Annotated in this window: 14 protein-coding genes and 1 tRNA gene; 3 read left to right on the plus strand and 12 right to left on the minus strand. The window is 72.6% G+C overall.

The window, feature by feature from the left end; genetic code table 11:
• From ettA to AMK24_RS06995, 5 genes are all read right to left on the minus strand, one after another.
• Entirely contained in the window at nucleotides 1-1,665 is a 1,665-nt protein-coding gene (gene ettA, locus AMK24_RS06975) for an energy-dependent translational throttle protein EttA (RefSeq protein ID WP_073766146.1), read from the minus strand.
• Nucleotides 1,666-1,790: 125 nt separating this feature from the next.
• A complete protein-coding gene (locus AMK24_RS06980; RefSeq protein ID WP_073766148.1) occupies nucleotides 1,791-3,284 on the minus strand; it encodes a Cys-Gln thioester bond-forming surface protein in 1,494 nt (497 codons plus the stop codon).
• A gap of 187 nt (nucleotides 3,285-3,471) precedes the next feature.
• Entirely contained in the window at nucleotides 3,472-3,933 is a 462-nt protein-coding gene (locus AMK24_RS06985) for a single-stranded DNA-binding protein (protein WP_073766150.1), read from the minus strand.
• Between the two features lie 130 nt (nucleotides 3,934-4,063).
• The gene (locus tag AMK24_RS06990) at nucleotides 4,064-5,914 is read right to left on the minus strand and encodes a YfjP family GTPase (protein ID WP_073766152.1); all 1,851 of its coding nucleotides are present in this window, start codon (nucleotides 5,912-5,914) and stop codon (nucleotides 4,064-4,066) included.
• Entirely contained in the window at nucleotides 5,911-7,554 is a 1,644-nt protein-coding gene (locus tag AMK24_RS06995) for an ATP-binding protein (RefSeq protein ID WP_073766155.1), read from the minus strand. The genes AMK24_RS06990 and AMK24_RS06995 overlap by 4 nt, the downstream gene beginning before the upstream one ends.
• A 306-nt stretch (nucleotides 7,555-7,860) precedes the next feature.
• On the opposite strand from AMK24_RS06995, the gene AMK24_RS07000 reads away from it, so the two are divergent.
• Nucleotides 7,861-7,936 (plus strand) — tRNA-Arg (locus AMK24_RS07000).
• A gap of 297 nt (nucleotides 7,937-8,233) precedes the next feature.
• Here the strand turns inward: AMK24_RS07000 and AMK24_RS07005 are convergent.
• Nucleotides 8,234-8,698 carry a MarR family transcriptional regulator gene (locus AMK24_RS07005; RefSeq protein ID WP_199876384.1) on the minus strand — a complete coding sequence of 155 codons (465 nt, stop codon included), beginning with the start codon at nucleotides 8,696-8,698 and terminating at the stop codon, nucleotides 8,234-8,236.
• Between the two features lie 290 nt (nucleotides 8,699-8,988).
• On the opposite strand from AMK24_RS07005, the gene AMK24_RS07010 reads away from it, so the two are divergent.
• On the plus strand, nucleotides 8,989-11,481 hold the full coding sequence (locus AMK24_RS07010; protein WP_073766157.1) for a penicillin acylase family protein: 2,493 nt from the start codon (nucleotides 8,989-8,991) through the stop codon (nucleotides 11,479-11,481).
• Between the two features lie 46 nt (nucleotides 11,482-11,527).
• Nucleotides 11,528-12,616, plus strand: a complete 1,089-nt coding sequence (locus AMK24_RS07015; protein ID WP_073766159.1) for an alpha/beta hydrolase — start codon at nucleotides 11,528-11,530, stop codon at nucleotides 12,614-12,616.
• 135 nt (nucleotides 12,617-12,751) lie between these two features.
• Here AMK24_RS07015 and AMK24_RS07020 read toward each other — a convergent pair whose 3' ends face one another.
• The 6 genes from AMK24_RS07020 to AMK24_RS07045 form a co-directional block, all read right to left on the minus strand.
• Entirely contained in the window at nucleotides 12,752-13,792 is a 1,041-nt protein-coding gene (locus tag AMK24_RS07020; RefSeq protein ID WP_073766161.1) for a BTAD domain-containing putative transcriptional regulator, read from the minus strand.
• 48 nt (nucleotides 13,793-13,840) lie between these two features.
• Nucleotides 13,841-15,304, minus strand: coding sequence for a serine/threonine-protein kinase (locus AMK24_RS07025; RefSeq protein ID WP_079190462.1), 1,464 nt, complete (start codon nucleotides 15,302-15,304; stop codon nucleotides 13,841-13,843).
• A 75-nt stretch (nucleotides 15,305-15,379) separates the two neighbouring features.
• Nucleotides 15,380-16,150 carry a serine/threonine protein kinase gene (locus AMK24_RS07030; protein ID WP_199876385.1) on the minus strand — a complete coding sequence of 257 codons (771 nt, stop codon included), beginning with the start codon at nucleotides 16,148-16,150 and terminating at the stop codon, nucleotides 15,380-15,382.
• A gap of 125 nt (nucleotides 16,151-16,275) precedes the next feature.
• The gene (locus tag AMK24_RS07035) at nucleotides 16,276-18,360 is read right to left on the minus strand and encodes a family 43 glycosylhydrolase (protein ID WP_242435005.1); all 2,085 of its coding nucleotides are present in this window, start codon (nucleotides 18,358-18,360) and stop codon (nucleotides 16,276-16,278) included.
• A gap of 28 nt (nucleotides 18,361-18,388) precedes the next feature.
• A complete protein-coding gene (locus AMK24_RS07040) occupies nucleotides 18,389-19,858 on the minus strand; it encodes a transglycosylase SLT domain-containing protein (RefSeq protein WP_199876386.1) in 1,470 nt (489 codons plus the stop codon).
• Between the two features lie 11 nt (nucleotides 19,859-19,869).
• Complete coding sequence (locus AMK24_RS07045) at nucleotides 19,870-21,429, minus strand: peptidoglycan DD-metalloendopeptidase family protein (RefSeq protein ID WP_384578400.1); 1,560 nt, start codon at nucleotides 21,427-21,429, stop codon at nucleotides 19,870-19,872.
• Between the last annotated feature and the right edge of the window lie 13 nt (nucleotides 21,430-21,442).

Here is a 21,442-nt window from a genome sequence, read left to right on the forward strand (position 1 = left end):
TCAGCCTCGCGTGAGCTTCTTGTACGTGGCGCGGTGCGGACGGGCCGCGTCCGCGCCGAGCCGCTCGACCTTGTTCTTCTCGTACGACTCGAAGTTGCCCTCGAACCAGTACCACTTGGAGTCGCCCTCGTAGGCGAGGATGTGCGTGGCCACCCGGTCCAGGAACCAGCGGTCGTGGGAGATGACCACCGCCGCGCCCGGGAACTCCAGGAGGGCGTTCTCCAGCGAGGACAGGGTCTCGACGTCGAGGTCGTTGGTGGGCTCGTCGAGGAGCAGCAGGTTGCCGCCCTCCTTGAGCGTCAGCGCCAGGTTGAGGCGGTTGCGCTCACCACCGGAGAGGACTCCGGCCGGCTTCTGCTGGTCCGGGCCCTTGAAGCCGAACGCGGAGACGTAGGCGCGGGACGGCATCTCGACCTGGCCGACGTTGATGTAGTCCAGCTCGTCCGAGACGACGGCCCAGAGGGTCTTCTTCGGGTCGATGTTGGCGCGGGACTGGTCGACGTAGGAGATCTTGACCGTGTCGCCGATCTTGACCGAGCCGCTGTCCGGCGTCTCCAGGCCCTGGATCATCTTGAACAGCGTGGTCTTGCCCGCGCCGTTCGGACCGATGACGCCGACGATGCCGTTACGGGGCAGCGTGAACGACAGGTCGTCGATGAGGACCTTGTCGCCGAAGGCCTTCGAGAGGTGCTCGACCTCGACGACGATGGAACCGAGGCGCGGGCCCGGCGGGATCTGGATCTCCTCGAAGTCCAGCTTCCGCATCTTGTCGGCCTCGGCCGCCATCTCCTCGTACCGGGCGAGACGGGCCTTGGACTTGGTCTGGCGCCCCTTGGCGTTCGACCGCACCCACTCCAGCTCCTCCTTGAGGCGCTTCTGGCGCTTCTCGTCCTTGCGGCCCTCGACCTTGAGGCGGGCGGCCTTCTTGTCGAGGTAGGTGGAGTAGTTGCCCTCGTAGGGGATCGCGCGGCCGCGGTCGAGCTCCAGGATCCACTCGGCGACGTTGTTCAGGAAGTACCGGTCGTGGGTGACCGCGACGACGGCGCCCGCGTACTTCGAGAGGTGCTGCTCCAGCCAGTTCACCGACTCGGCGTCGAGGTGGTTGGTGGGCTCGTCGAGGAGGAGCAGGTCCGGGGCCTCGATGAGGAGCTTGCAGAGCGCCACGCGGCGCTTCTCGCCACCGGAGAGGTTGGTGACCGGCCAGTCGCCGGGCGGGCAGCCCAGGGCGTCCATGGCCTGCTCCAGCTGGGCGTCCAGGTCCCACGCGTTCGCGTGGTCCAGGTCCTCCTGGAGCTTGCCCATCTCCTCCATCAGCGCGTCGGAGTAGTCGGTCGCCATCAGCTCGGCGACCTCGTTGAAGCGCTTGAGCTTGCCCATGATCTCGGCGGCGCCGTCCTGGACGTTCTCCAGGACGGTCTTCGACTCGTCGAGCTTCGGCTCCTGCATGAGGATGCCGACGGTGAAGCCGGGCGACAGGAACGCGTCGCCGTTGGACGGCTGCTCCAGGCCCGCCATGATCTTCAGCACCGTGGACTTGCCGGCGCCGTTGGGGCCCACGACACCGATCTTCGCACCGGGCAGGAAGTTCAGATTGACGTCATCGAGAATCACCTTGTCGCCGTGCGCTTTGCGCGTCTTGCGCATGGTGTAGATGTACTCAGCCAAGAGAAACCGTCCGGCAGCAATAGAGGTGTGGGCAGATACATCCATCTTGCCTGACACCGGCCCCCGGACGGAAACCCGTCCGGGGGCCGGTGTCAGGGCGGCGGCGGGCGGCCGGGCCCGGACGCTCACTCACCGTCGGTGTGCGGCTGCTTCCTGCGGAGGAGGAAGACCGCGCCGCCGCCCACGACGAGCAGGCCGATGGCGACGGCCGCGACCATCGAGGTGGCACTGGAACCGCCGGTCGCGGCGAGGTCGCCCTCCAGCCCCGCCGTGCCGGAGCCGGTGGTGGCGGGGACGGACCGCTGGGCGCTTTGAGTACCGACGTCGTTGCCCGCGCCGGCCGTCTCCTCGCCCTCCTCCTCCAGGACGCTGCCGCTGGTGGCGCAGTCCAGCACCCCGGTGAAGGTACGGCTGAACCCGGCGGCCCCGGTGATGGTGACGTCGTACGCCTGGTCCTCGGCGACCGGGACCGTCACCGTGCGGGTCTCCCCGGCGGCGACGGTGTGCTCGGCCCCGGCCAGCTCGAAGGTGAACGGCTCGTCGCCCCGGTTGGCGGCCGTGACGTCCACCCCGCCCTCGGCGCAGTTCTTCCGGGCGGTCAGCGCGGGAGCGGCGCCGGTCTCGGCCCAGGTGGCGGTGGCGCGGGCGGAGACAGTGGATTCGCTGGACCCGGCCAGGATCTGGGTCTGGGTGCGGCCGGCCCCGGCGAAGGCCCGGCCGACCGGCACGGAGGTGGTGGCCTGGACGCCCAGGGAGGCGGTGCCGTCGCCGGCGCCCTTCGGCACGTCGAAGTAGAGGCGGTCCCCGTCCGTCGCGTCGGTGACGGGGGCGCCCTTCTCGTCGGTGATCCGGACTCCGCCGGCCGCCGCGCCGGCGGGGGGCGCCACCGAGACCTGGTCCGCGTCGGTGCGTACGGTCACGGGGCCGAGCCGCTCGCCGGCCCGGCCCGAGACGGCGGCCGGTTCCAGGGTCAGCGAGGGCCGGGGCTCCTTCACCGTGCGCGCGCTGCGGTGCAGCCAGTCGGCGAGCTTCTCCGCCTGCTTGTCCGCCGCGGTGACGTCGGCGCCGTCCGAGTAGCGCCAGATGGCGACCTGGGTCCCGGCGGCGGCGGTCCGCTCGGTCAGCGGACCGGTGCCCGCCGCCTTCGCGAGCGCGGCCAGGTCGTCGACCCGCGGGTAGGAGTGCTGGAGGATCCAGCGGATCTTCCCCGCGTCCCGGTTGCTGTTGAGCGAGGTCTCGGCCCAGGGGGTCTCCAGGTACTTCGCCTGGTCCTGGGTGGGGTTGTGGAGGTCGATGCAGTAGGTCTTGAGCTTGCCGCCGCCGTCCACCGTCATCTCGAAGAGCCCGGCGGGGACCTCCTGGGTCCGGTCGGGTGCGCCGTTCCTCCCCTTGACGCGGAGCACGGCGCTGTCGAAGGTCTTCAGCCCGTCGAGCACCGCGGCCGCGCCGCCGTGGTGGCGGCCCGGGTCGTCCGCCGCCGCCGGCCCCGCGCCCACGAGCACGGTCGCCGCGACGAGGCCGGAGAGCAGCAGCGCGGCGGCCGGGCGGCGGATTCCGCGTCCGGGGGACGCCCCCGTCGTGCCGGACGGCGCAGCGGACCCTGAAGACGCAGAAAACACAGAATTCCCCTCCGGGCGAGGCCCTGGCGCGTGGTGCGCGTGTGGGGAATGCCTCGCCAGCAGACCCAAGTGACCCGTGAGCAGTGGAATCCTAAAGAACGGGCGAAGGTGCGTCCCCCGTACCGCCCTCCACCAACCATTCCGAATCGGAATCGTTATCCCCGGACACCCTCCCGGAACAGCCTTTTCAAGACACCGCGGCCGGGGCGGCGGCGTGTTCCAGCTGTTTCGACGCACCTTTCGCGTCGCCCTCCGTGACTCGCTCCGGACGCACCGTCAGATCGCTTTCCGGTCGGGCCGTCCGGCGGAAGGCGGTCGTGCCCCGGCTCAGGTCGTGGCCGACGGCGATGGCCTCGACGTCGACGAACGTACGCCGCTGACCGGCCTGTTCCTCCTCGCGCACCTTCAACCGGCCGTGCACCAGCAGAGGTTCCCCCACCGAAACGGAAGCGGCGAGATGGGCGGCGAGCGCCCGCCAGGACCAGACGGTGTAGAAGCTGGTGCGACCGTCCGCCCAGAGTTGTTTCTCGCGATCCCAGCGCCGCGGAGTCACCGCGAAACGGAATCGCGCCATTCCTCCGGTGGCCGTCTCCCGGAACTCCACCGCCGTCGCGGCGTTACCCACCAGGGTCACCAAGGTCTCGTTCATTTCCCGCCCCCGCTTTCCTTGTCGCACGGCTTCCCACGGCGTCGTACCGCTTCGCACGGCGTCGGGCGGCGCCGTGCCGCGTGGGACTCCATGGTGGACGCCGGACGGGAATCGCGTCGGAGCCTGTGGACTACCGGCCGGTTGTGGAGAACTCCGTCACCGTCACGTACCGCTCGCGCACTTCCCGGTACCGGGCCAGCTCGGCCGAGACCGGGTCCAGCACCCTGGCCCGGCCGCATCCGGCCGCCGCCTCGCGCAGCCGCCGTTCGGCGTCCTGCCCGTACCGCCTGGCCGGCCCCCGGATCGCGGCGGCGCAGGCCCACTCCACCAGCGGGCCGCCGACGACTCCGGCCAGCATGACGAGGGCGGGGACGACGAGCCCCGGCTCCAGGACCCCGACGATCTGGCCGACCAGCCACAGGCCGCCGAAGATCTGCAGGAGCGTCATCGACGCCTGGGCCAGCACGGCGGCCGGCCACCACGCGGGCCGGGGCGGCTTGGCCGGCCGCCCGCCGGGCAGAGCGCCGCCGGCCGTGTTCCGCCCCGTCTCCGTCCCCCCGCCCCGCTTGCCGGCTCCGGGGGCCCCGGCCTTGACCGCCAGATCGTCCAGCGCCTCGGACAGCCCCTGCGCCCCGGTGAACGCGGCCTCGCGCACCGCCTGCGCCCAGGGGCCGGGCAGCCCGCCCGCCGCGTCGTCCGCGACGATCCGCACCGCCTGCTCGACCCGCTGCCGGGCCGTCGGCTCCTCCTCGGGCGGGGTGAGCGCCTGGCCCATCCGGTCCAGGCTGCCGGGCAGGCCCCGGTTCTCGTACCAGCGCCAGAGCCTCAGCCACGGCGTCCCGCAGGCCCGGCTCGCGTTCCTGCGCCACTCGCGCTCGGCGGCCTGTCCGGCGGCGGTCGCGCCGACCGCCTCGGCCAGCCGGTCGGTGAACTCCTCGCGCGCCGACTCCCCGAGACCGGGACGGCCCTCCGCCACGTACACCGGGCGCAGCCGTCCCGCCGCCGCGTCGATGTCGGCGGAGAGGCGGCGGGCGGCGGCGGTGCGGTCCTGGACGAAGCGGCCGATCAGCTCGCGGAGCTCGGGCACCCCGTCGCCGGTGAGCGCGGACAGGGACATGACGGTGGCGCCGGGTTCGCCGTGCTCGCCGAGGGCGATGCCGTCCTCGTCGAGGAGGCGGCGCAGGTCGTCGAGGACGAGGTCGGCCGCCTCCCCGGGCAGCCGGTCGGTCTGGTTGAGGACGACGAAGGTGACCTCCGCATAGCCGGCGAGCGGGCGCAGGTAGCGCTCGTGGAGCGCCGCGTCGGCGTACTTCTCCGGGTCGACGACCCAGATCACCGCGTCGACCAGGGCCAGGACCCGGTCCACCTGTTCGCGGTGCTCGGTGGCGGCCGAGTCGTGGTCGGGCAGGTCGACCAGGACGAGCCCCTGCAACGCCTCGTCAAAGGCGGCGGGGCCGGGGTGGGGCCGGCGGCGCAGCCGGCCGGGGACGGCCAGGCGGTCCAGCAGCCCGGCGGCCCCGTCGGTCCAACTGCACGCGATGGGCTGGGAGGTGGTGGGGCGGCGCAGCCCGGTGTCGGAGATCGGCGCCCCGGCGAGCGCGTTGAACAGGGTCGACTTTCCGCTGCCGGTGGCGCCCGCGACGGCGATGACCGTGTGCCGGGAGGAGAGCCGCTGCCGGGCGGCGGCCTCGTCGAGCACGCGTCCCGCCTCGGCGAGGGTCTCCCGGTCGAGCCGGGCGCGGGAGAGGCCGACGAGTTCGCGCAGGGCGTCGAGCCGGGTGGGCAGCGGCCCCCCGGCGGGGGCGTACGCCTCGACCTGGAGGTCCGCCTCGTCGTCGTCGGGTGTGCGGGGGGCGGGGTCGGCGGCCCGGCGGGTCCTGGCCGCCGCCGCGCGACGGGCGATGAGCCCGTCGTCCCAGCGCCCGTCGCGCTTGCGCGTGCCGCTGCCCTTGCTCTGGTCCTCGTCCGTGACGGCAGTCATCGCTGCCACCTCTCCTTCTGCAGTACGGAAAGCGCGGCGATCAGTTCGGCCTGGGGCTCGGGGGCGACGTCGAGCGCGTCGAGCGGGGCGAGGCGGCGGTCGCGTTCGCCGCCGAGGACCTGGTCGAGGTAGGTCGTCAGCAGCTCGCCCCCCTTGTCGCGCAGGCGCAGCGCGCCCTGGACGCCGATGCGTTCGGCGAGCTGCTCCCCCGCCGCGCGGGCGCGCCGCCCTCCGAGGAGGGCGGCGGCGAGCAGGGCGGCGACGTTCTCGGGGGCGGGAGCGACGCTGCGGTCGAGCCGGCGCACCTCCTCCTCGGCCAGCTCCTCCAGGACCCGTCGCCACCGGCGTACGGCGACGGCGATCCGCCCTTCGACGTCCTCGGCGGGGCCCCAGCCCCCGGCCTCCCGCCCGGCGTCCTCGAAGCGGAAGCGGCTCCCGGCGGGTTCGCGGCGCCACTGGGTCCGGATCTGTTCGTCGGCGGCGGAGACCGAGCACTGGAGCAGGGCCGCCAGGCTGTCGACCAGGGCGTCGAGGAGTTCCTCGGGCGAGCTGTAGAGCGGGAAGCCGCGCCAGCGGGTCCGCGCGCCGCCGGAGAGGACCGCGCCGTTCTTGAGCCGCCGGCGGATGCGGGCGGCCTCCTTGCCGTACGCCTCCTCGACCACGCCGGTCAGCCGTACGGAGGCGGCGTACTGGGCGGCGACGGCGGAGGCCAGGGCGGGCACCCGCACGGTGAGCGACTCGATGACGCCGGAGGCGGTGCGCCCCACGGCCTGCTGCCGGGCGGCGGGGTCCTGGGCCCGGTGGGCGAGCCAGGCGCGCAGCGGGGCGACGGCGCTGGCGGGGAGGAGCCCGCTGCCGCCGCCGGTGGACTCGGGCAGTTCGGGGATGGTGAACCGGGGCACCTCCCCGAGTCCGGCCCGGGTCAGCAGCGCGGCGTACTGCCGGGAGACCTCGGCGATCACCTGGTGGGGCACCCGGTCGAGGACGGTGACGAGGGCGGCGTCGTACTCCTTCGCGGTACGCAGCAGGTGCCAGGGCACCGCGTCGGCGTAGCGGGAGGCGGTGGTGACCATCACCCAGACGTCGGCGGCGCAGAGGAGTTCGGCGGCGAGGACGCGGTTGCGCACGACGAGGGAGTCGATGTCGGGGGCGTCCAGGAGCGCGAGTCCCCGGGGCAGGCTGACCGCGGTCTCCACCCGCAGGGCGTCCTCCCCGTCCCCGCCCCGCGCGGCGAGGTCGTCCAGCCCGTCCGGGTCGGCCGTCTGCCCCGGGGGCAGCCAGATCCGGGTGAGCTGCGGCAGCACGCGCGCCCCGGCGAACCAGTGGTGGTCGTCCGGGTGGCAGACCAGCACCGGGGTCCGGGTGGTGGGCCGCAGCACCCCGGCCTCGCTGACCCGGCATCCCACCAGGGAATTGACCAGGGTGGACTTCCCGGCCCCGGTGGATCCGCCGATCACGGCGAGCAGCGGCGCCTCGGGGTCCTTGAGGCGCGGCAGGAGGTAGTCGTCGAGCTGGGCGAGGAGTTCGGCCCGGGTCTGCCGGGCGCGTTCGGCCCCCGGCAGGGGCAGGGGGAGGCGCACGGCGGCGACACGGTCGCGCAGGGCGGAAAGTGCGTCGATGAGCTGAGGCCGTACGTCCATGGTCACCACATGTGAAGAATGCCCAATTTTGAAGCCTTTTTGAAGCGTATGGGCCTCTCTGCGCGGCGGTTCCACCCTCTTGACAGAGGCCGGACAGAGGGGGCGGGCGGGGCGGAGGCATAACGAGTGCACAACACCCGGCGCGAGGGGAGCGAAAACCGGTGCAGGAATCGCACCTACCTGCGATTATCGGTTCGCTTCACCGAACCTCCACATCGTGCCACGCAGGTGAAGCAACCGGGTCCAGACGATCGGAGCTCTATCCTTGTCCCGGCACGGCCAGGGAACCACCGATCAGGACACCCGGCCCCCGTAGCTCAGTGGATAGAGCAGGCGCCTTCTAAGCGCTTGGCCGCAGGTTCGAGTCCTGCCGGGGGCGCCACCGACGTCGCACCAGACAGGCGACGTCTTCGCAGGTCGGACTATGCCTGTTCGGCCTTCGAGATGAATCGGGCCTTCGCGCTCCGCCGGCGCGGGAGTCCGGCCGACACCGGCGTAAGCCGGCTTCCCACCGGCGTCCGCCCCTCCATGTGCCCCCCAGAACCAGGCTTTCCGGGGAGCCGCTCCAGCCCCTCCCGAGCACAGGGAAGCGGCCCCGGAACCCCCTCTTCACAGCGTTCCGGGGCCGCCCTTCACGCCTCCGCCTTCGTTCCGCACCGGCGCTGTCGGCGCGGAACGGTCAGGCGGGCAGATCGCCGTCGCCGCCGAGGTTGGCGACCATGCGCCGAAGGACGTTGACCGTGGTCACGAAGTCGGCCGTGTCGACGCCTTCGTGTATCCGCCGGTGCATGTGCGCGTTGCGCTCCGCGGCCCGGATGCGCCCCGCCTCTCCCGCCTCGGTCAGCGTCATGCCTTGTGCGTCCTCGGTCAGCCAGCCACGGTCGGCCAGATCGTCGAAGACGCCGTCGAAGTCGATCCCGAGGTCGTCCCATTCCGCCAGCCGCTCCGTCAGCGCCGCACGGGTCCACCTGCCCGGCTTTCCCGCCACGTGGTTCAGCGTCCACCAATGGGGCTGGGTGAGACCCTCCACCGCCAACTGCTCGCGCAGAGCGCCGACCACCAGCCGACACGCCACGCCCGTCCACGCCCCGATGGGCTGCGCGGCCAACTCCCGCTGCGAGTACTCCTTGAGCACCACGTTCACGTTCCCCTCCTCGTGATCGACGGAACACGAGCAACGTAGAACCTCAAGAACAGTTGAGGTCAAGGCGGACCCGTCGGCTCCTGAGCGGCTCCCGCGGGAACGGGACGGCCCGCCACGCGACGGCGGTGTCCCCCGAGAGCCTCCAGCACCTGCCGCAGCCCCTCGGCGGTGCTCGCGGCCAGGTCGCGGTCCGCGGCGGTGGGCCACGCGCCGATCATCGAGATTTCATCGCTCCTCCTTAGCGTGAATCCGTTCGGAACGACGGGCTGCACCCGAGGGGGAGGACGGCGATGCCGCACAGGAGATACCGGGCGAGACTGCCACGGGTGGTCGTGGCCGCGCTGGTGGTGATGAGCACTCTGGCGGCCACCGCTTCGACGGCGCAGGGGAGGACCGCCGCGGGGACCGGGCCGGAAAAGCCGACCATCCGCTACACCGAGTACGGCATTCCGCACATCATCGCCTCGGACTGGGAGGGACTGGGGACGGGCTACGGGTACGCGTCGGCCAAGGACAACATCTGCACCCTCGCCGACACCTATCTGATGGTCGACGCCCGGCGGTCACGCCACCTGGGCCCCGACGGCAGGGCGAGTCCCGGCCAGAACCAGAACACCACCACCAATCTCCACAGCGACCTGTACTTCCAGCGGCTCAAGGACGACCGCGTGGTGGAGCGGCTCCTCGAACAGCCCGCCCCCGACGGGCCGGCGCCGGAAGTCCGACAAGCCATCCGGGGCTACGTCCAGGGGTACAACAGGTACCTGGCGGAGACCGGTGCGGACGGCATCTCCGACCCCGCCTGCCGCGGCGCGGCCTGGGTGCGGCCGATCACGGAACTGGACGTCTACCGGCACGCGCACGCCGAGATCATCATGGGCACCGCCGACGCGCTCCTGGACGGCATGGTGACCGCCGCGCCTCCGGGAGCCTCGGCGGCCGCCCGGCCCGCCGCGCCCTCGAAGGACGCGGCGAAGGCCGCGAAGAAGTCCGCCGCGAGGACCGCGGAGAAGATCCGCGAGGCGATGGCGGTGAGCCGTCAGCAGAGCATGGGAAGCAACGCGCTGGCCGTCGGTTCGCAGGGGGTCTCGGGCGGTAGGAGCATGCTGCTGGCCAACCCGCACTTCCCGTGGCAGGGCAAGAACCGCATGTGGCAGAGCCAGCTGACGATTCCGGGCGAGGTCAACGTCTCCGGGGCCGGCCTGCTCGGATTCCCGGCGGTGAACATCGGCTACAACGAGAACGTGGCCTGGAGCCACACGGTCGCCACGGTCGCCCCGTTCGGGCTGTTCGACGTGCAGGTGGATCCGCTGAACCCCACCTCGTACCTCGTGGACGGCGTGTGGGAGCGGATGACCTCGCAGCAGGTCGGGGTCGACGTGCTCAAGCCGGACGGCTCGCTCTCCAGGGTCACCCGGACCCTGTGGTCCACCCGCTACGGCCCCATCACCACCTCGGTCCACGGCCAGGCGCTGCCCTGGGTGGTGAGCGCGCACGCGGTACGCGATGTGAACATGCACAACCTGCGGGCGCTGAACACCTGGTTCCGCCTCGACCAGGCCACGGACGTGCACGACGTGGTGGACATCCTGGAGACCACCCAGGGCATCCCGTTCTTCAACACCGTCGCCTCCGACCGCAAGGGCGACGCCCTGTACGCGGACATCCAGGCCACCCCGAACATCACCGACGAGCTGGCGGAGTCGTGCCTCACGCTCACCGGCCGACTGCTGTTCCACCAGACGCTGCGGCTGCCGAACGTGCCGCCGGTCTCCATCCTCGACGGAAAGCGCAGCGCGTGCGACTGGCCCGACGACCCGGACGCGGCCGCTCCCGGACTGCTGGCCCCGCACAGGCAACCCCGCCTGATCCGTTCCGACTTCGCGGGCAACGCCAACGACAGCGCCTGGCTGGCCAACCCCGAGGAGCCGCTCGCCTTCCCCCGCGTGATGGGCGACACCTCGGCGCCGCGGTCGCTGCGCACGCAGGAGCTCATCCTCACCGCGCAGAAGCGGATCAACGGCACCGACGGCCTGTCGGGCAGGGGCTTCACACCGGAGACCATGGGGAAGCTGCTGTTCTCCGACAACAGCAGGGCTGCCGACCTGGCCCTCAACGCGACCGTGACCATGTGCCGGAACGCCCCCTTCGGGCACATCCTGGTGGACGGGGTCCTCGTCAACGTCAGCGAGGCGTGCCCGATCCTGGCCGCCTGGACCAGCCACGACTACTCGGCGGACAGCCGGGGCTCCTGGCTCTTCGCCAACTACTGGGCCTACCTGCTCAACGGGCGGGGCGTGGAGAAACTGCCGTGGCGGGTCCCCTTCGACCCCAAGAACCCGGTCCACACGCCGAATTCGCTGGACGCCGGCCACTCCGACGTCAGCGCCGCGTTCGCCCGGGCGGTGCTCGCCCTGCGCAAGGCGGGCATTCCCCTGGGCGCCCCGCTCTCGGACGTCCAGAAGATCACCCGGAACGGGGAACGGATCCCGATCCACGGTGCGCTCGGCCAGCTGGGCGTGCTCAACGTGATCACCCCCGGCCAGGTCGACGGAAAATTCGACGTCGTCTTCGGATCCAGCTTCGTCCAGCAGGTGCGGTTCACCGCGGAGGGCCCCCCGGAGGCGTACTCCGTCATGGCCTACTCCCAGTCGGCCGATCCGACCTCCGAGCACTACGCCGACCAGACCAGATTGTTCTCGGCCGGAACGTGGGTGACGGAGCGGTTCACGGAGGAACAGATCGCGGCTTCCCCGAAGCTGCGGACCAAGGTCCTGGAATGAGCACGCGGAAGCCTCGGAAGCGGAAGCCTCGAAAAGGGAGAACGCAGTGAAGAGAACAGTTCCTCGGTGGCGGCTCGCACTGGTGTGGACGCTCGCCGCCGTGGCGACCGTGGTCGCACCGGCAAGTCCGGCCGGCGCCTCCGGCCCGGCCACCGCGCCCCCGACGATGCCGGACGGCTTCGGCCTGACCCAGGTCGGCGCGGCGGTCGGCGACGCCCACGACTTCTACCTCACGGTGAACACGCCCCAGGTCAAGGGCGAGCAGCACATCAAGATCATCCTGCCGAGCGGCTACTACGACGATCCGGACCGGCGCTATCCGGTGATGTACTTCCTGCACGGCTCGCCCGACGACCCGGTCGGCCAGACGTATCCGGCCCTGAAGACGTCGGACCGGATGATCACCGTGATCCCGGACGGCGGCCCGCGGGGCTGGTACGCCAACTGGCTGAACCAGAAGACCGCGGCCGGCGCCCAGAACTGGGAGACCTTCCACCTCGACCAGGTGATCCCGTTCATCGACGCCAACCTGCGGACCGTCCCCACCAAGAAGGGCAGGGCCATCGCCGGCGTCTCCATGGGCGGGTTCGGCGCCTTCCACTACGCCCAGGCCCGTCCCGACCTGTTCCGCCACACGGCGTCCCTCTCCGGGGACATCGACCTGTCGGCCCGGTCCATGGACCTCCGGATGGCGGTGGTCGCCACGCTCATCGACGCGCAGGGCGTCGCCTGCGCCTCGGCGTCCGGGGTCTGCGACCCCGCCGACTCCCCCTACAAGCCGGGGGTGGACAGTGACGCCGCGTTCGGTTCCCCCTACCCGGTGTTCAACGCCGACTGGCGGTGGAACCAGGTCGATCCGTCCCAGCACATGGCCAAGCTGGCCAAGGGCGGGGTCGGAGTCTCCATCTACGTGGGCGAGGGCAACGGCACGATCTTCGACCTGGAGTTCTGGGTCGCGGGCGCGGCCAAGAACGTCAAGGCGGCCATGGACGCGCTGGGCATGTCCTACTACTACGTCAACTACGGCGACGGAGCCGGCTGGGGCACCCGGTGCGACGGCGGCCACAACGGCGGCTGCTGGGAGGAGGACCTGCGCGACCTGATCCCCCGGCTGGAGAAGGAGTTCGCCTCCTGAGAACGGCCGCCCTCCGTCGCCCGCCGCCGCGGGCGGCGGAGGGCGCGGTCCGTTCCCGGCCGCCGGGCTCCATCCGGCGTGGAATGCCGGGCGGCTCCACCCGCTCGGGGCAGGGGCGCGCCGTCGTCGGTGCGGTCAGGAGCGGGCGCGCAGTACCGTGCGCTGGGCCCGTCGCAGCACCGGTCCCGGAGCGACCCCCAGATCGTCGGCGAGGCGGCGGCGGGCACGCTCGAACACCGTCAGGGCCTCGGCCTGGCGCCCGTTCCGGTGCAGTGCCCGGATCAGCAGGGCCGCCAGCGGCTCGTGGAGGGGGTACGCCGCCGTGAGCGCGAACAACTCGGCCGTGGCCTCCGCGTGCTGACCGAGCCGCAGCTGTGCCTCCAGCTTCCCCTGCGTGAGGGCGATCCTGCGCTCGGTGAGCCGCAGCCGCTCTCCTTCGGCGAACGGCCCGGGGAGCCCGGCCAGCGGCTCCCCCCGGAAGAGCCCCAGTGCCTGGGCGCACAGGCTCACCACCGCACGGGGTTCGCCCGCCCGCTCCGCCTGTGCGACGGCGGCGGACAGCTGCTCGAACCGTGCCACGTCCACGTCGACCGCCTCGGAGGCCAGCCGGTAGCCGCGGGCGCCGTGCTCGATGACCGGGTCCGGCCCACCGGCGGTGCACAGGGCCTTCCGCAGCCGGTAGACGTAGACGGGCACCACGTTCCCGGTCGGCGGCTCCGCGCCCCACACCCCGTCGAGCAGTTCCCGCCGGCTGAAGGACCGCCCGGCGCCCAGCGCCAGGACCGCCAGGACCGCTTGCTGACGCAGATGCCCCGCGTCCAGTCGCCGCCCTTCCTGCCGGACCCGCAGGGGACCGAGCAGCGAGACCCGGAGCCGGCCGGCCGCCGTCGGCGGAGCCGGGGCCTGCGGGGGCGGCCTGTGGGCGGGGGTGCGGACGCCGCGTCCGGGGACGACCAGTCCGCAGTCGAAGGCGTGCACGATGGCGGCGTCCCGGTCACGGAGACCGAGCTTCACCAGGACGCCCGCGAGGTGCTCGGCGACGCTCTCCTCGGAGAGGGCGAGGGCGGTCGCGATCTCGTCGTCCCGCAGGCCGCAGCCGACCGCCGCGAGCACCCGGCGCTCCGGGGGCGAAAGCCGGGTGGCGGCGGGGTGGCCGGTGACGGCGGTCGTCGGCATCCCTGTACCCCCGGGCTCCGTTCGGACGGCTCTCTTGCGGTGCGGTGGTCAGGCTAGGGAGGGGCCGCCGGGCCGGGTATCCGGAACGATCCGGAGTGACAGGCTTCCGGAGGCCGCACCGGACGCCCCGGGCCCGGCGCCCCGCACCGGGGGCGCCGCCGGCCCGTCCGCCCCGGTGGGCGGGGGCGCCGCCGTTCGGCCGGGGCCTTCCGAGGGGCCGGTGCACCAGGGGAGGGCCGGGTGGTCCTTCGTGCGGACGGCGGGGAGCCAGGCCGTGGAGTGCCCGTGCTCGCCGGGAAGGCGGATCCGGAACCAGAGGGTGGAGTGCAGGTCCGCCTCGTCGATGATGGGCCAGCCGTCGCGCAGCCGGCAGTCCGTTTCGAGGACGTCCCCGTGCCACACCCGCGTCGGCACCACGTTCTCGGCCGTGTAGGGCCGGTGCGGATCGATCGCGAGGCCCAGACTGCACGCCGGGTGGCGGCCCTCGCGGTCCTGGCAGCCCCGCTCGGCGTTGAACACCCGGATGCGCACGGGAGGACGTCCGGCGTCCTCTCCGCCCCACATCCACCAGAGCCCGCCGGTGAGCGTCCCCGCGCACGCGACGAGGGCGGCGAGGACGCCGAACCGGGAGGGGAACCGGGGGCGCGGCGACCGGCGGCCGGGACTCGGCGCGGCGGCCATGATCCGTTCGAGCAGGCTCTCGGCGGTGTGCGCGGCACGGGCCTCGTGCGTGGGGGCGAGGCAGTCGGCTGCCAGAGTGCGCCAGAACTCCGGTACGGCGTGGTCCATCCGCAAGGCCGCCCGGCCCTCGCCGTACTCCTGCACGGCGGCTCCTCGCGTGATGGGGGTGGCGCCGGGAAACGGCGAGACCCCCGCGGCGAACACCTCGTGGATCACGATCCCGAGAGCCCAGATGTCGGCCGTGGGCCGGACCTGGACGCCGCGCTCCCCCAGTGGCTGCCGCCACCGCTCGGGGGGCAGGTAGTCCGGGGTGCCCACGGGGGCCGCGTAGCCGTGGGTTCCGCTGAGTTCGATGGCGAAGCCGAAGTCCGAGAGCCGCACCCCGCCGTCCCGGTGGACGAGGATGTTCTCGGGTTTGAGGTCGGTGTGCACCCAGCCGCTGCGGTGGAGGTGGGCCAGGCCCTCGCAGACGCCGGTGATGATCCGGCCGCCCTCCTCCTCGGTGATCCCGGCGGCGAGCAGTTCGCGCAGGCTGCACCTGGCCCGCTCCATGACCAGGACGATCGCCCCGTCGAGCGCGGGCCGGTCCGGGGCGTCCAGTACGAGGGTGTCGAGGAGCCTGATGAGTCTCGGGTGGGGCGCCCGCCGGCCGAGTTCGACCTCGCGGCTCGCCGCTTCGGCCACGTCGCGGGCCTGGCGGGGCGCCAGTCCGGCGGTGGGCATGACCTTGAGGGCGACTTCGGGGCCGTCCGGCCGGTCCGCCGGCCGTGCGGCGTAGACGGTGGCCCAGCCTCCGGAACCGATCTGCTCGGTGACGGTCCACTCGCCCACGCGGTACCCGGGGGGCAGGATTCCGGACCGGTCGCCGCTTTCGGACGCGGCCCGGTGCTGCGGGGGCACCGCGGCCTACCGCCCGGTCGGGGGCTGGACTCTGCGCGGCAGGAGCGCGAGGTGCTGCTCCCCCACGATGCCGAATCTCAGAGCGATCGCCACCACGGCCTCGCGCTTGCCGTTCCGGCGCTCCGTCCGCCCGGCGCCGTCGGCCGCGGGGACGTCCACCCTCAGCTTCTCGTCCGCCAGGTAGTCGATGTGCGAACTGACCGCACGCGCCGTCAGTCTGGCGCACGCCGGGTGGCCCCGGAGCCGTTCGACGACCTGGGGGGTGGTGGGGACCGCGACGGGCCAGGCGTCCCGCAGCCACGGTTCGCACAGTGCGACGAGCACCAGGAAGTAGGTGGAGGTCTCGTCCAGCGAGTACGCCGTCAGGGTGCGGCTCTCCCCCGATCCGTCCGTGAACCGCGGATCGAGGTAGACGTGGTCGGGGGCGAACACCTGGAAGCTGACCGGGGTGTCGCTGCGGGAGGGCAGCACCACCCGGGAGAACTCGAAGGGGATCGAGGCCCCGAGGCGGCGCGGCGGAACCCGGAGGTACTCCCCCGCCCCTTCCGGGTTCTCCACGAGATAGCTGTGGGTGCTGCTGAGATTGCTCAACTGCCAGTGGTCGTCGGTCGCCCGGATCTCCCCGGCGAGGCGGGACACGGTGGACTCGGCCAGGCGGAGTTCGACCGGCGTGGTGGCCGAGCCGCGGCCGAAGCGCGCGCTCTCTCCGGGGCCGAGCCGGAGCGTCACGGGAGCGCTCTCGGCCCCGCCCGGCAGATGCACGACAATCCCGCTCAACGCTCCCCCGTCCCCCACGGTTTCCCAACGGCATGGGGCACGCTACCGCCTGTGAGCACCGTCCTACCGAGTGGTATCAGTCACGTTTAGGACAGCTGCGGGGAGGCGGACGGGCAGTCGGCCCGTCAGGGGGCGGGGGCTCCCGAACGCAGCGGAGCCACGGCGCGGTCGCCGAAGGGGGCCCAGGGCTGCCAGCCGCCGCCCGGCCGGGCCTGCACGCGGGTACGCACCCGGCCCTCGGTGGAGACCGTGAAGACGTGGATCCGCCCGGTCGCGTCCATGGCGGCGGCGGGGGCGGCGGCGAGGAGGCCGCCGGGCTCGCCGAACTCGCCTCCGGGATCCCAGCCCCCGCCGGGCGCGTACTGCCACCGGTGATCGAGCCGATCGCCCCCCGGTGACAGCGCGAAGGCCTCCAGCCGGCCGTCGGCGCCGGGCAGGAGCAGCGGAGTCCCGGCCGACCAGCCGAACAGGGGCAGCCAGTCGTCCCACCCTCCGCTCGGTGCGGACTGGCGGCGGTGGAACGCCCCCGCACCGGACGGTCCGAGGGCGGAGACGGTGAGCCGCCCGCTGCCGTCGCGCGCCACGCGCGGGGCCGCGCCGGCCGCGGTGCCGAAGCGGGCCCACGAGGACCAGGAGCCGCCCGGCGACAGCTGCCACCGGTGGCGGATCTCCGCGCCTCCGGGCTGGAGGCTGAACACCTCCAACCGCCCGTCGGTATGGGCGGCGACGACGGGCGGGGCTCCCGCCGGGCCGCCGAATCCGGGCTCCCACGCGTCCCACGTGAGGGCCCCGGGCGACCCCTGCCGACGCCGGGAGACCACGGCGCCGCCGGGGCTCAGGGCGAAGACCTCCAAGCGGCCGGCGGCGTCGCGCGCGACGGCGGGGGCGGCGCCGGCCGGTCCGCCGAACTCCTCCCAGTCGTACCAGCCTCCGTCCGGCCGCTGGACCCGGTGGTGCAGGTGGGCGCCGCCGGGGGCGAGGGAGAAGACCTCCAGCCTGCCGTTGGTGTTGCGGCCGAGGGTGGGGACCGCGCCGGCCGGCCCGCCGAACTCCTCCCACGCCGACCAGGTGTCGGTGTCCGGGTCGAGCTGGACGCGCCGCAGCATCGAGCGGTCCGCGTCGTCGAGGGCGAAGACGTTCAGGCGGCCCTGGGCGTCCTGGGCGGCGACCGGATTGTCCGGGCTCTGCCAGAAGGGCGGCGTGTCCTGCCAGTGCAGCGGGGCCAGGTACAGGCCGCGCCCGAACCAGCCGGCGGCGCTCGCGTACCAGCGGTCCCCGTCGGCCACCGGCTCGACGGCGTGCCCGGCCACATGTCCGGCGTAGCCGTCCAGGCCGAAGCGGAAGGGGTCGCGGGAGACGAGGACGTCGGTGCCGGTGTATCCGCCGCGGGGCCCGATGAACAGGTAGTACCAGCCGTCCTTCGCGGTCACGAAGGGCGATTCGGTGACGGAGACCCCGGAGGCGGCGGTGCTGGGGTCGGCGTAGGCGATGCCCGGCTCGCCCCAGTGGAGCAGGTCGTCGGAGCGGCGGTAGCAGACCAGGTGGCGGCCGTCGGAGGCGGCCAGCTCGGTGTAGTACATGACCCACTCGGCGCCGATCCGCACCACCATGGGGTCGCGCGCGGCGCGCCCCCGGAAGAGGGGACCCGAGGGGATGCGGGTCCAGGTGAAGAGGTCCGGGGAGGTGGCGAGGTTGATCGCGGCCCCGGCGGCGCCTCCCGCGGCGTAGAACATCCAGTACCGGCCATCGGCCTCGATGACGTGCGGGGCCCACAGGTGCTGTTCGCCGTGGTAGGCCGGGGCGACGGTCAGCGCGTCGGCATGGCTGGTCCAGGGCCCGTACGGGTGGGGGGCAGAGGCGTGGACGAAGGAGGTCTCGGCGGAGCTGTCCGGTACCTGACCGGGGGCGACGCTGTCCCCGACGATGCCGAAGAGGTGCCATCGGCCGTTCGCCCTGATCAGGGTGTGGTCGTTGAGGTAGCGGCGGCGGCCGGGGGTGGAGGGGTCGTAGACATGGGTGAAGGAGCCGGCGCCCACCCACTGCGCCTGGAGAGCGGTCGCGGCGGTCGCGGCGGTCGCGGCGGTCGCGGCGGTCGCGGCGGTCGCGGCGGTCGCGGCGGTCGCGGCGGTCGCGGCACGGGCCGTGAGCGGAAGCATGAGGGCTCCCGCTCCGGCCGCGCGCAGCAGGCGCCGCCTGCTGATCGATTGCACGGGACACTCCAGGGGGTGCGGCGGGCCGTCAGTCGATTCCGGGTCCGGCGGTGTCCCTGAGCCAGCCCCACTGGGACCAGCTGGAGAACCCGGTCTGCCAGCGGTGGTGGACTCCGGCGGGGCTGGTGCCGAACACTTCGATCCGGCCGTCCGCGTTGGCCACCGCGGTGATCTCCGTGCCCCCGGTGCCGAAGGACTCCCACGGCCCGTAAGCGGCGTTCACCCCGGTCTGCCACATGTGCTGGGCCGCGTCACCGTTGATCGCGAAGACCTCGACCCGGCCGTCCACCGTCCGCTGAGTCGTCAGCTGCGCGTTCGCGAGCCCTCCGGTCTCCTCCCAGCCCGACCAGCCGGAAGGACCCGTCTGATACCGGTGGAACACCCCCACCGGCCCCGAAGCGAACACCTCCAGACGACCGTCCTGGTTCTGGTCCACCGTCAGGTCATGACCGCCCTCGCCGAACTTCTCCCAAGCCGACCAACCGCCGCTGACGGCCTTCTGGTACTGGTGCTCGAAGACCTCGCCGTTCAGCGCGAACACCTCAAGGCGGCCGTCCGGCGCCTTCCCCATCTCGATCCGGCTGCTGCCCGGACCACCACCGGTCCCCTCCCAACCGGACCAACCACCGTTCGGCGCCGTCTGATACCGGTGGAACACATCCTCCGGACCCGACGCGAACACCTCCAAGCGGCCATCCCCGTTGGAGCCCACCGCGAGATCCCGGCCACCCTCACCGAACTTCTCCCAGCCCGACCAACCACCCGACGGCCGACTCTGATACCGGTGCTGCAAAACCTCACCGTTCAACGCGAACACCTCAAGACGACCGTCCGCGTTGGACCCGATCGCCAACTCCGCACCACCCGGCCCCGCGACGGACTCCCACGCCGACCAACCACCGTTGACCGACTCCTGCCACGCGTGATGCACACCGTTCGCACCGGCCGCGAACACCTCGAGACGCCCGTCCGCCGACCGCGCCGACACCACCCGACCCGACTCCGCCGGATACACCAACGGCACGGGACCGGGGCCCGGATGTCCGAGACGGTCCACCGCGGCGCGCGCGGTGTCCCAGTGCCGCCGGTGGTGGCCCTGGTTGTAGGTGGACCAGGGGCTCCAGTCGGTGCCCGCGGAGGAGATCCGGAAGGCTTCGTTCGCGTTGCACTGCGCGTCGTAGGCGCAGGCGTCGCTGACCTCGGCATGCCAGTAGTCGTTGATCTGCCACAGGCCGCGGTCGGTGGACGGGGGCGTGTTGTTCGTGACGTTGTACGCCTGCGGATTGCAGCTGGACTCCGCGAGGGCGACGGCGACGGCGGTCACCAGGCTGTCGCCCCGGAACCCCGCCTTGTATCCGACGTCCGCGCACAGGTCGCTGGCGGCGGCGAAGGCCGGCTGTGCGGTGCCGACGAGGATGCCCGCCGCCACAGACAGGGAGACGAGTACGGACAGAACAATGCGGTACGGCGCTCCACAAGCGCGCTGGACGGCTCTCACCTGCTGTCTCCTCAGTCGATTCCGGGTCCGGCGGTGTCCCTGAGCCAGCCCCACGGGGACCAGCTCGAAAATCCGGTCTGCCAGCGGTGGTGGACTCCGGCGGGGCTGGTGCCGAACACTTCGATCCGGCCGTCCGCGTTGGCCACCGCAGTGATCTCCGTACCACCCGTACCGAAGGACTCCCACGTCCCGTAAGCGGCGTTCACCCCGGTCTGCCACATGTGCTGGGCCGCGTCACCGTTGATCGCGAAGACCTCGACCCGGCCGTCCACCGTCCGCTGGCTGGTCAGCTGCGCGTTCGCCAGGCCTCCGGTCTCCTCCCAGCCCGACCAGCCGGAAGGACCCGTCTGATACCGGTGGAACACCCCCACCGGTCCCGAAGCGAACACCTCCAGGCGCCCGTCGGCGTTGTGGTCCACGGTCAGGTCGTGGCCACCCTCCCCGAAGTGCTCCCAGCCGGCCCAGCCGCCGTTGGGAGAGAGCTGGTACGTGTGCTCGAAGACGGAACCGCTGAGGGCGAACACCTCAAGGCGGCCGTCCGGCGCCTTCCCCATCTCGATCCGGCTGCTGCCCGGACCACCACCGGTCCCCTCCCAACCGGACCAACCACCGTTCGGCGCCGTCTGATACCGGTGGAACACATCCTCCGGACCCGACGCGAACACCTCCAAGCGGCCATCCCCGTTGGAGCCCACCGCGAGATCCCGGCCACCCTCACCGAACTTCTCCCAGCCCGACCAACCACCCGACGGCCGACTCTGATACCGGTGCTGCAAAACCTCACCGTTCAACGCGAACACCTCAAGACGACCGTCCGCGTTGGACCCGATCGCCAACTCCGCACCACCCGGCCCCGCGACGGACTCCCACGCCGACCAACCACCGTTGACCGACTCCTGCCACGCGTGATGCACACCGTTCGCACCGGCCGCGAACACCTCGAGACGCCCGTCCGCCGACCGCGCCGACACCACCCGACCCGACTCCGCCGGATACACCAACAGCGCGGGACCGGGCCCACTGCCGGGTGTGCAGGGCATGTCGACGCCGCGCTCCGCCAGGTAGGGGATCGGATCGACCCGCACGGACGCACCCGCGTTCCCCCAGACCCGGAGGTGGAGATGCGGGCCGCTGGACTGGCCCTCGCTGCCCATCAGCGCGATTTGCTGCCCGGCCCTGACCCGGTCGCTCACCCGGACGTCCCGCTGGTACATGTGGCCGTACTCGGTGATGGTGCCGTCGGGGTGCAGGATGCGGATCCACTGCCCGTAGCCGGGTTCGTACCCCGAGATGGTCACCTCGCCGTCACCCACGGCGTGGATCGGGGTGCCGTAGTCGTTGGCGACGTCGATGCCGTTGTGCTCCCAGCTGTAGTACTGGGAGATGTAGCCGGCGGCCGGGCAGGCGGCGGCGAAGCCGGCGGCCCGGGGCGGGGCGGAAGCGGTCTCCGGCCCGGCCGGTGAGGCGACGGCCGGGCCCGGCGCGAGGAGGAGCACGGCGAGGGCGAGCAGGAGCCCGAGCACCCGTCCGGGCAGGGGCCCGGGTCGGCTTCGGGAAGGGGTGGGTATCACGCGATGCCTTCCG

Origin of the sequence: Streptomyces sp. CB02366 (assembly GCF_001905905.1) — a bacterium.
Classification (GTDB): Bacteria; Actinomycetota; Actinomycetes; order Streptomycetales; family Streptomycetaceae; genus Streptomyces.

Coding starts and splice junctions, on each gene's coding strand:
- AMK24_RS06990 (WP_073766152.1), bottom strand. CDS start 5,914: ATGACTGCCGTCACGGACGAGGACCAGAGCAAGGGCAGCGGCACGCGC.
- AMK24_RS06995 (WP_073766155.1), bottom strand. CDS start 7,554: ATGGACGTACGGCCTCAGCTCATCGACGCACTTTCCGCCCTGCGCGAC.
- AMK24_RS07010 (WP_073766157.1), top strand. CDS start 8,989: ATGCCGCACAGGAGATACCGGGCGAGACTGCCACGGGTGGTCGTGGCC.
- AMK24_RS06985 (WP_073766150.1), bottom strand. CDS start 3,933: ATGAACGAGACCTTGGTGACCCTGGTGGGTAACGCCGCGACGGCGGTG.
- AMK24_RS07020 (WP_073766161.1), bottom strand. CDS start 13,792: ATGCCGACGACCGCCGTCACCGGCCACCCCGCCGCCACCCGGCTTTCG.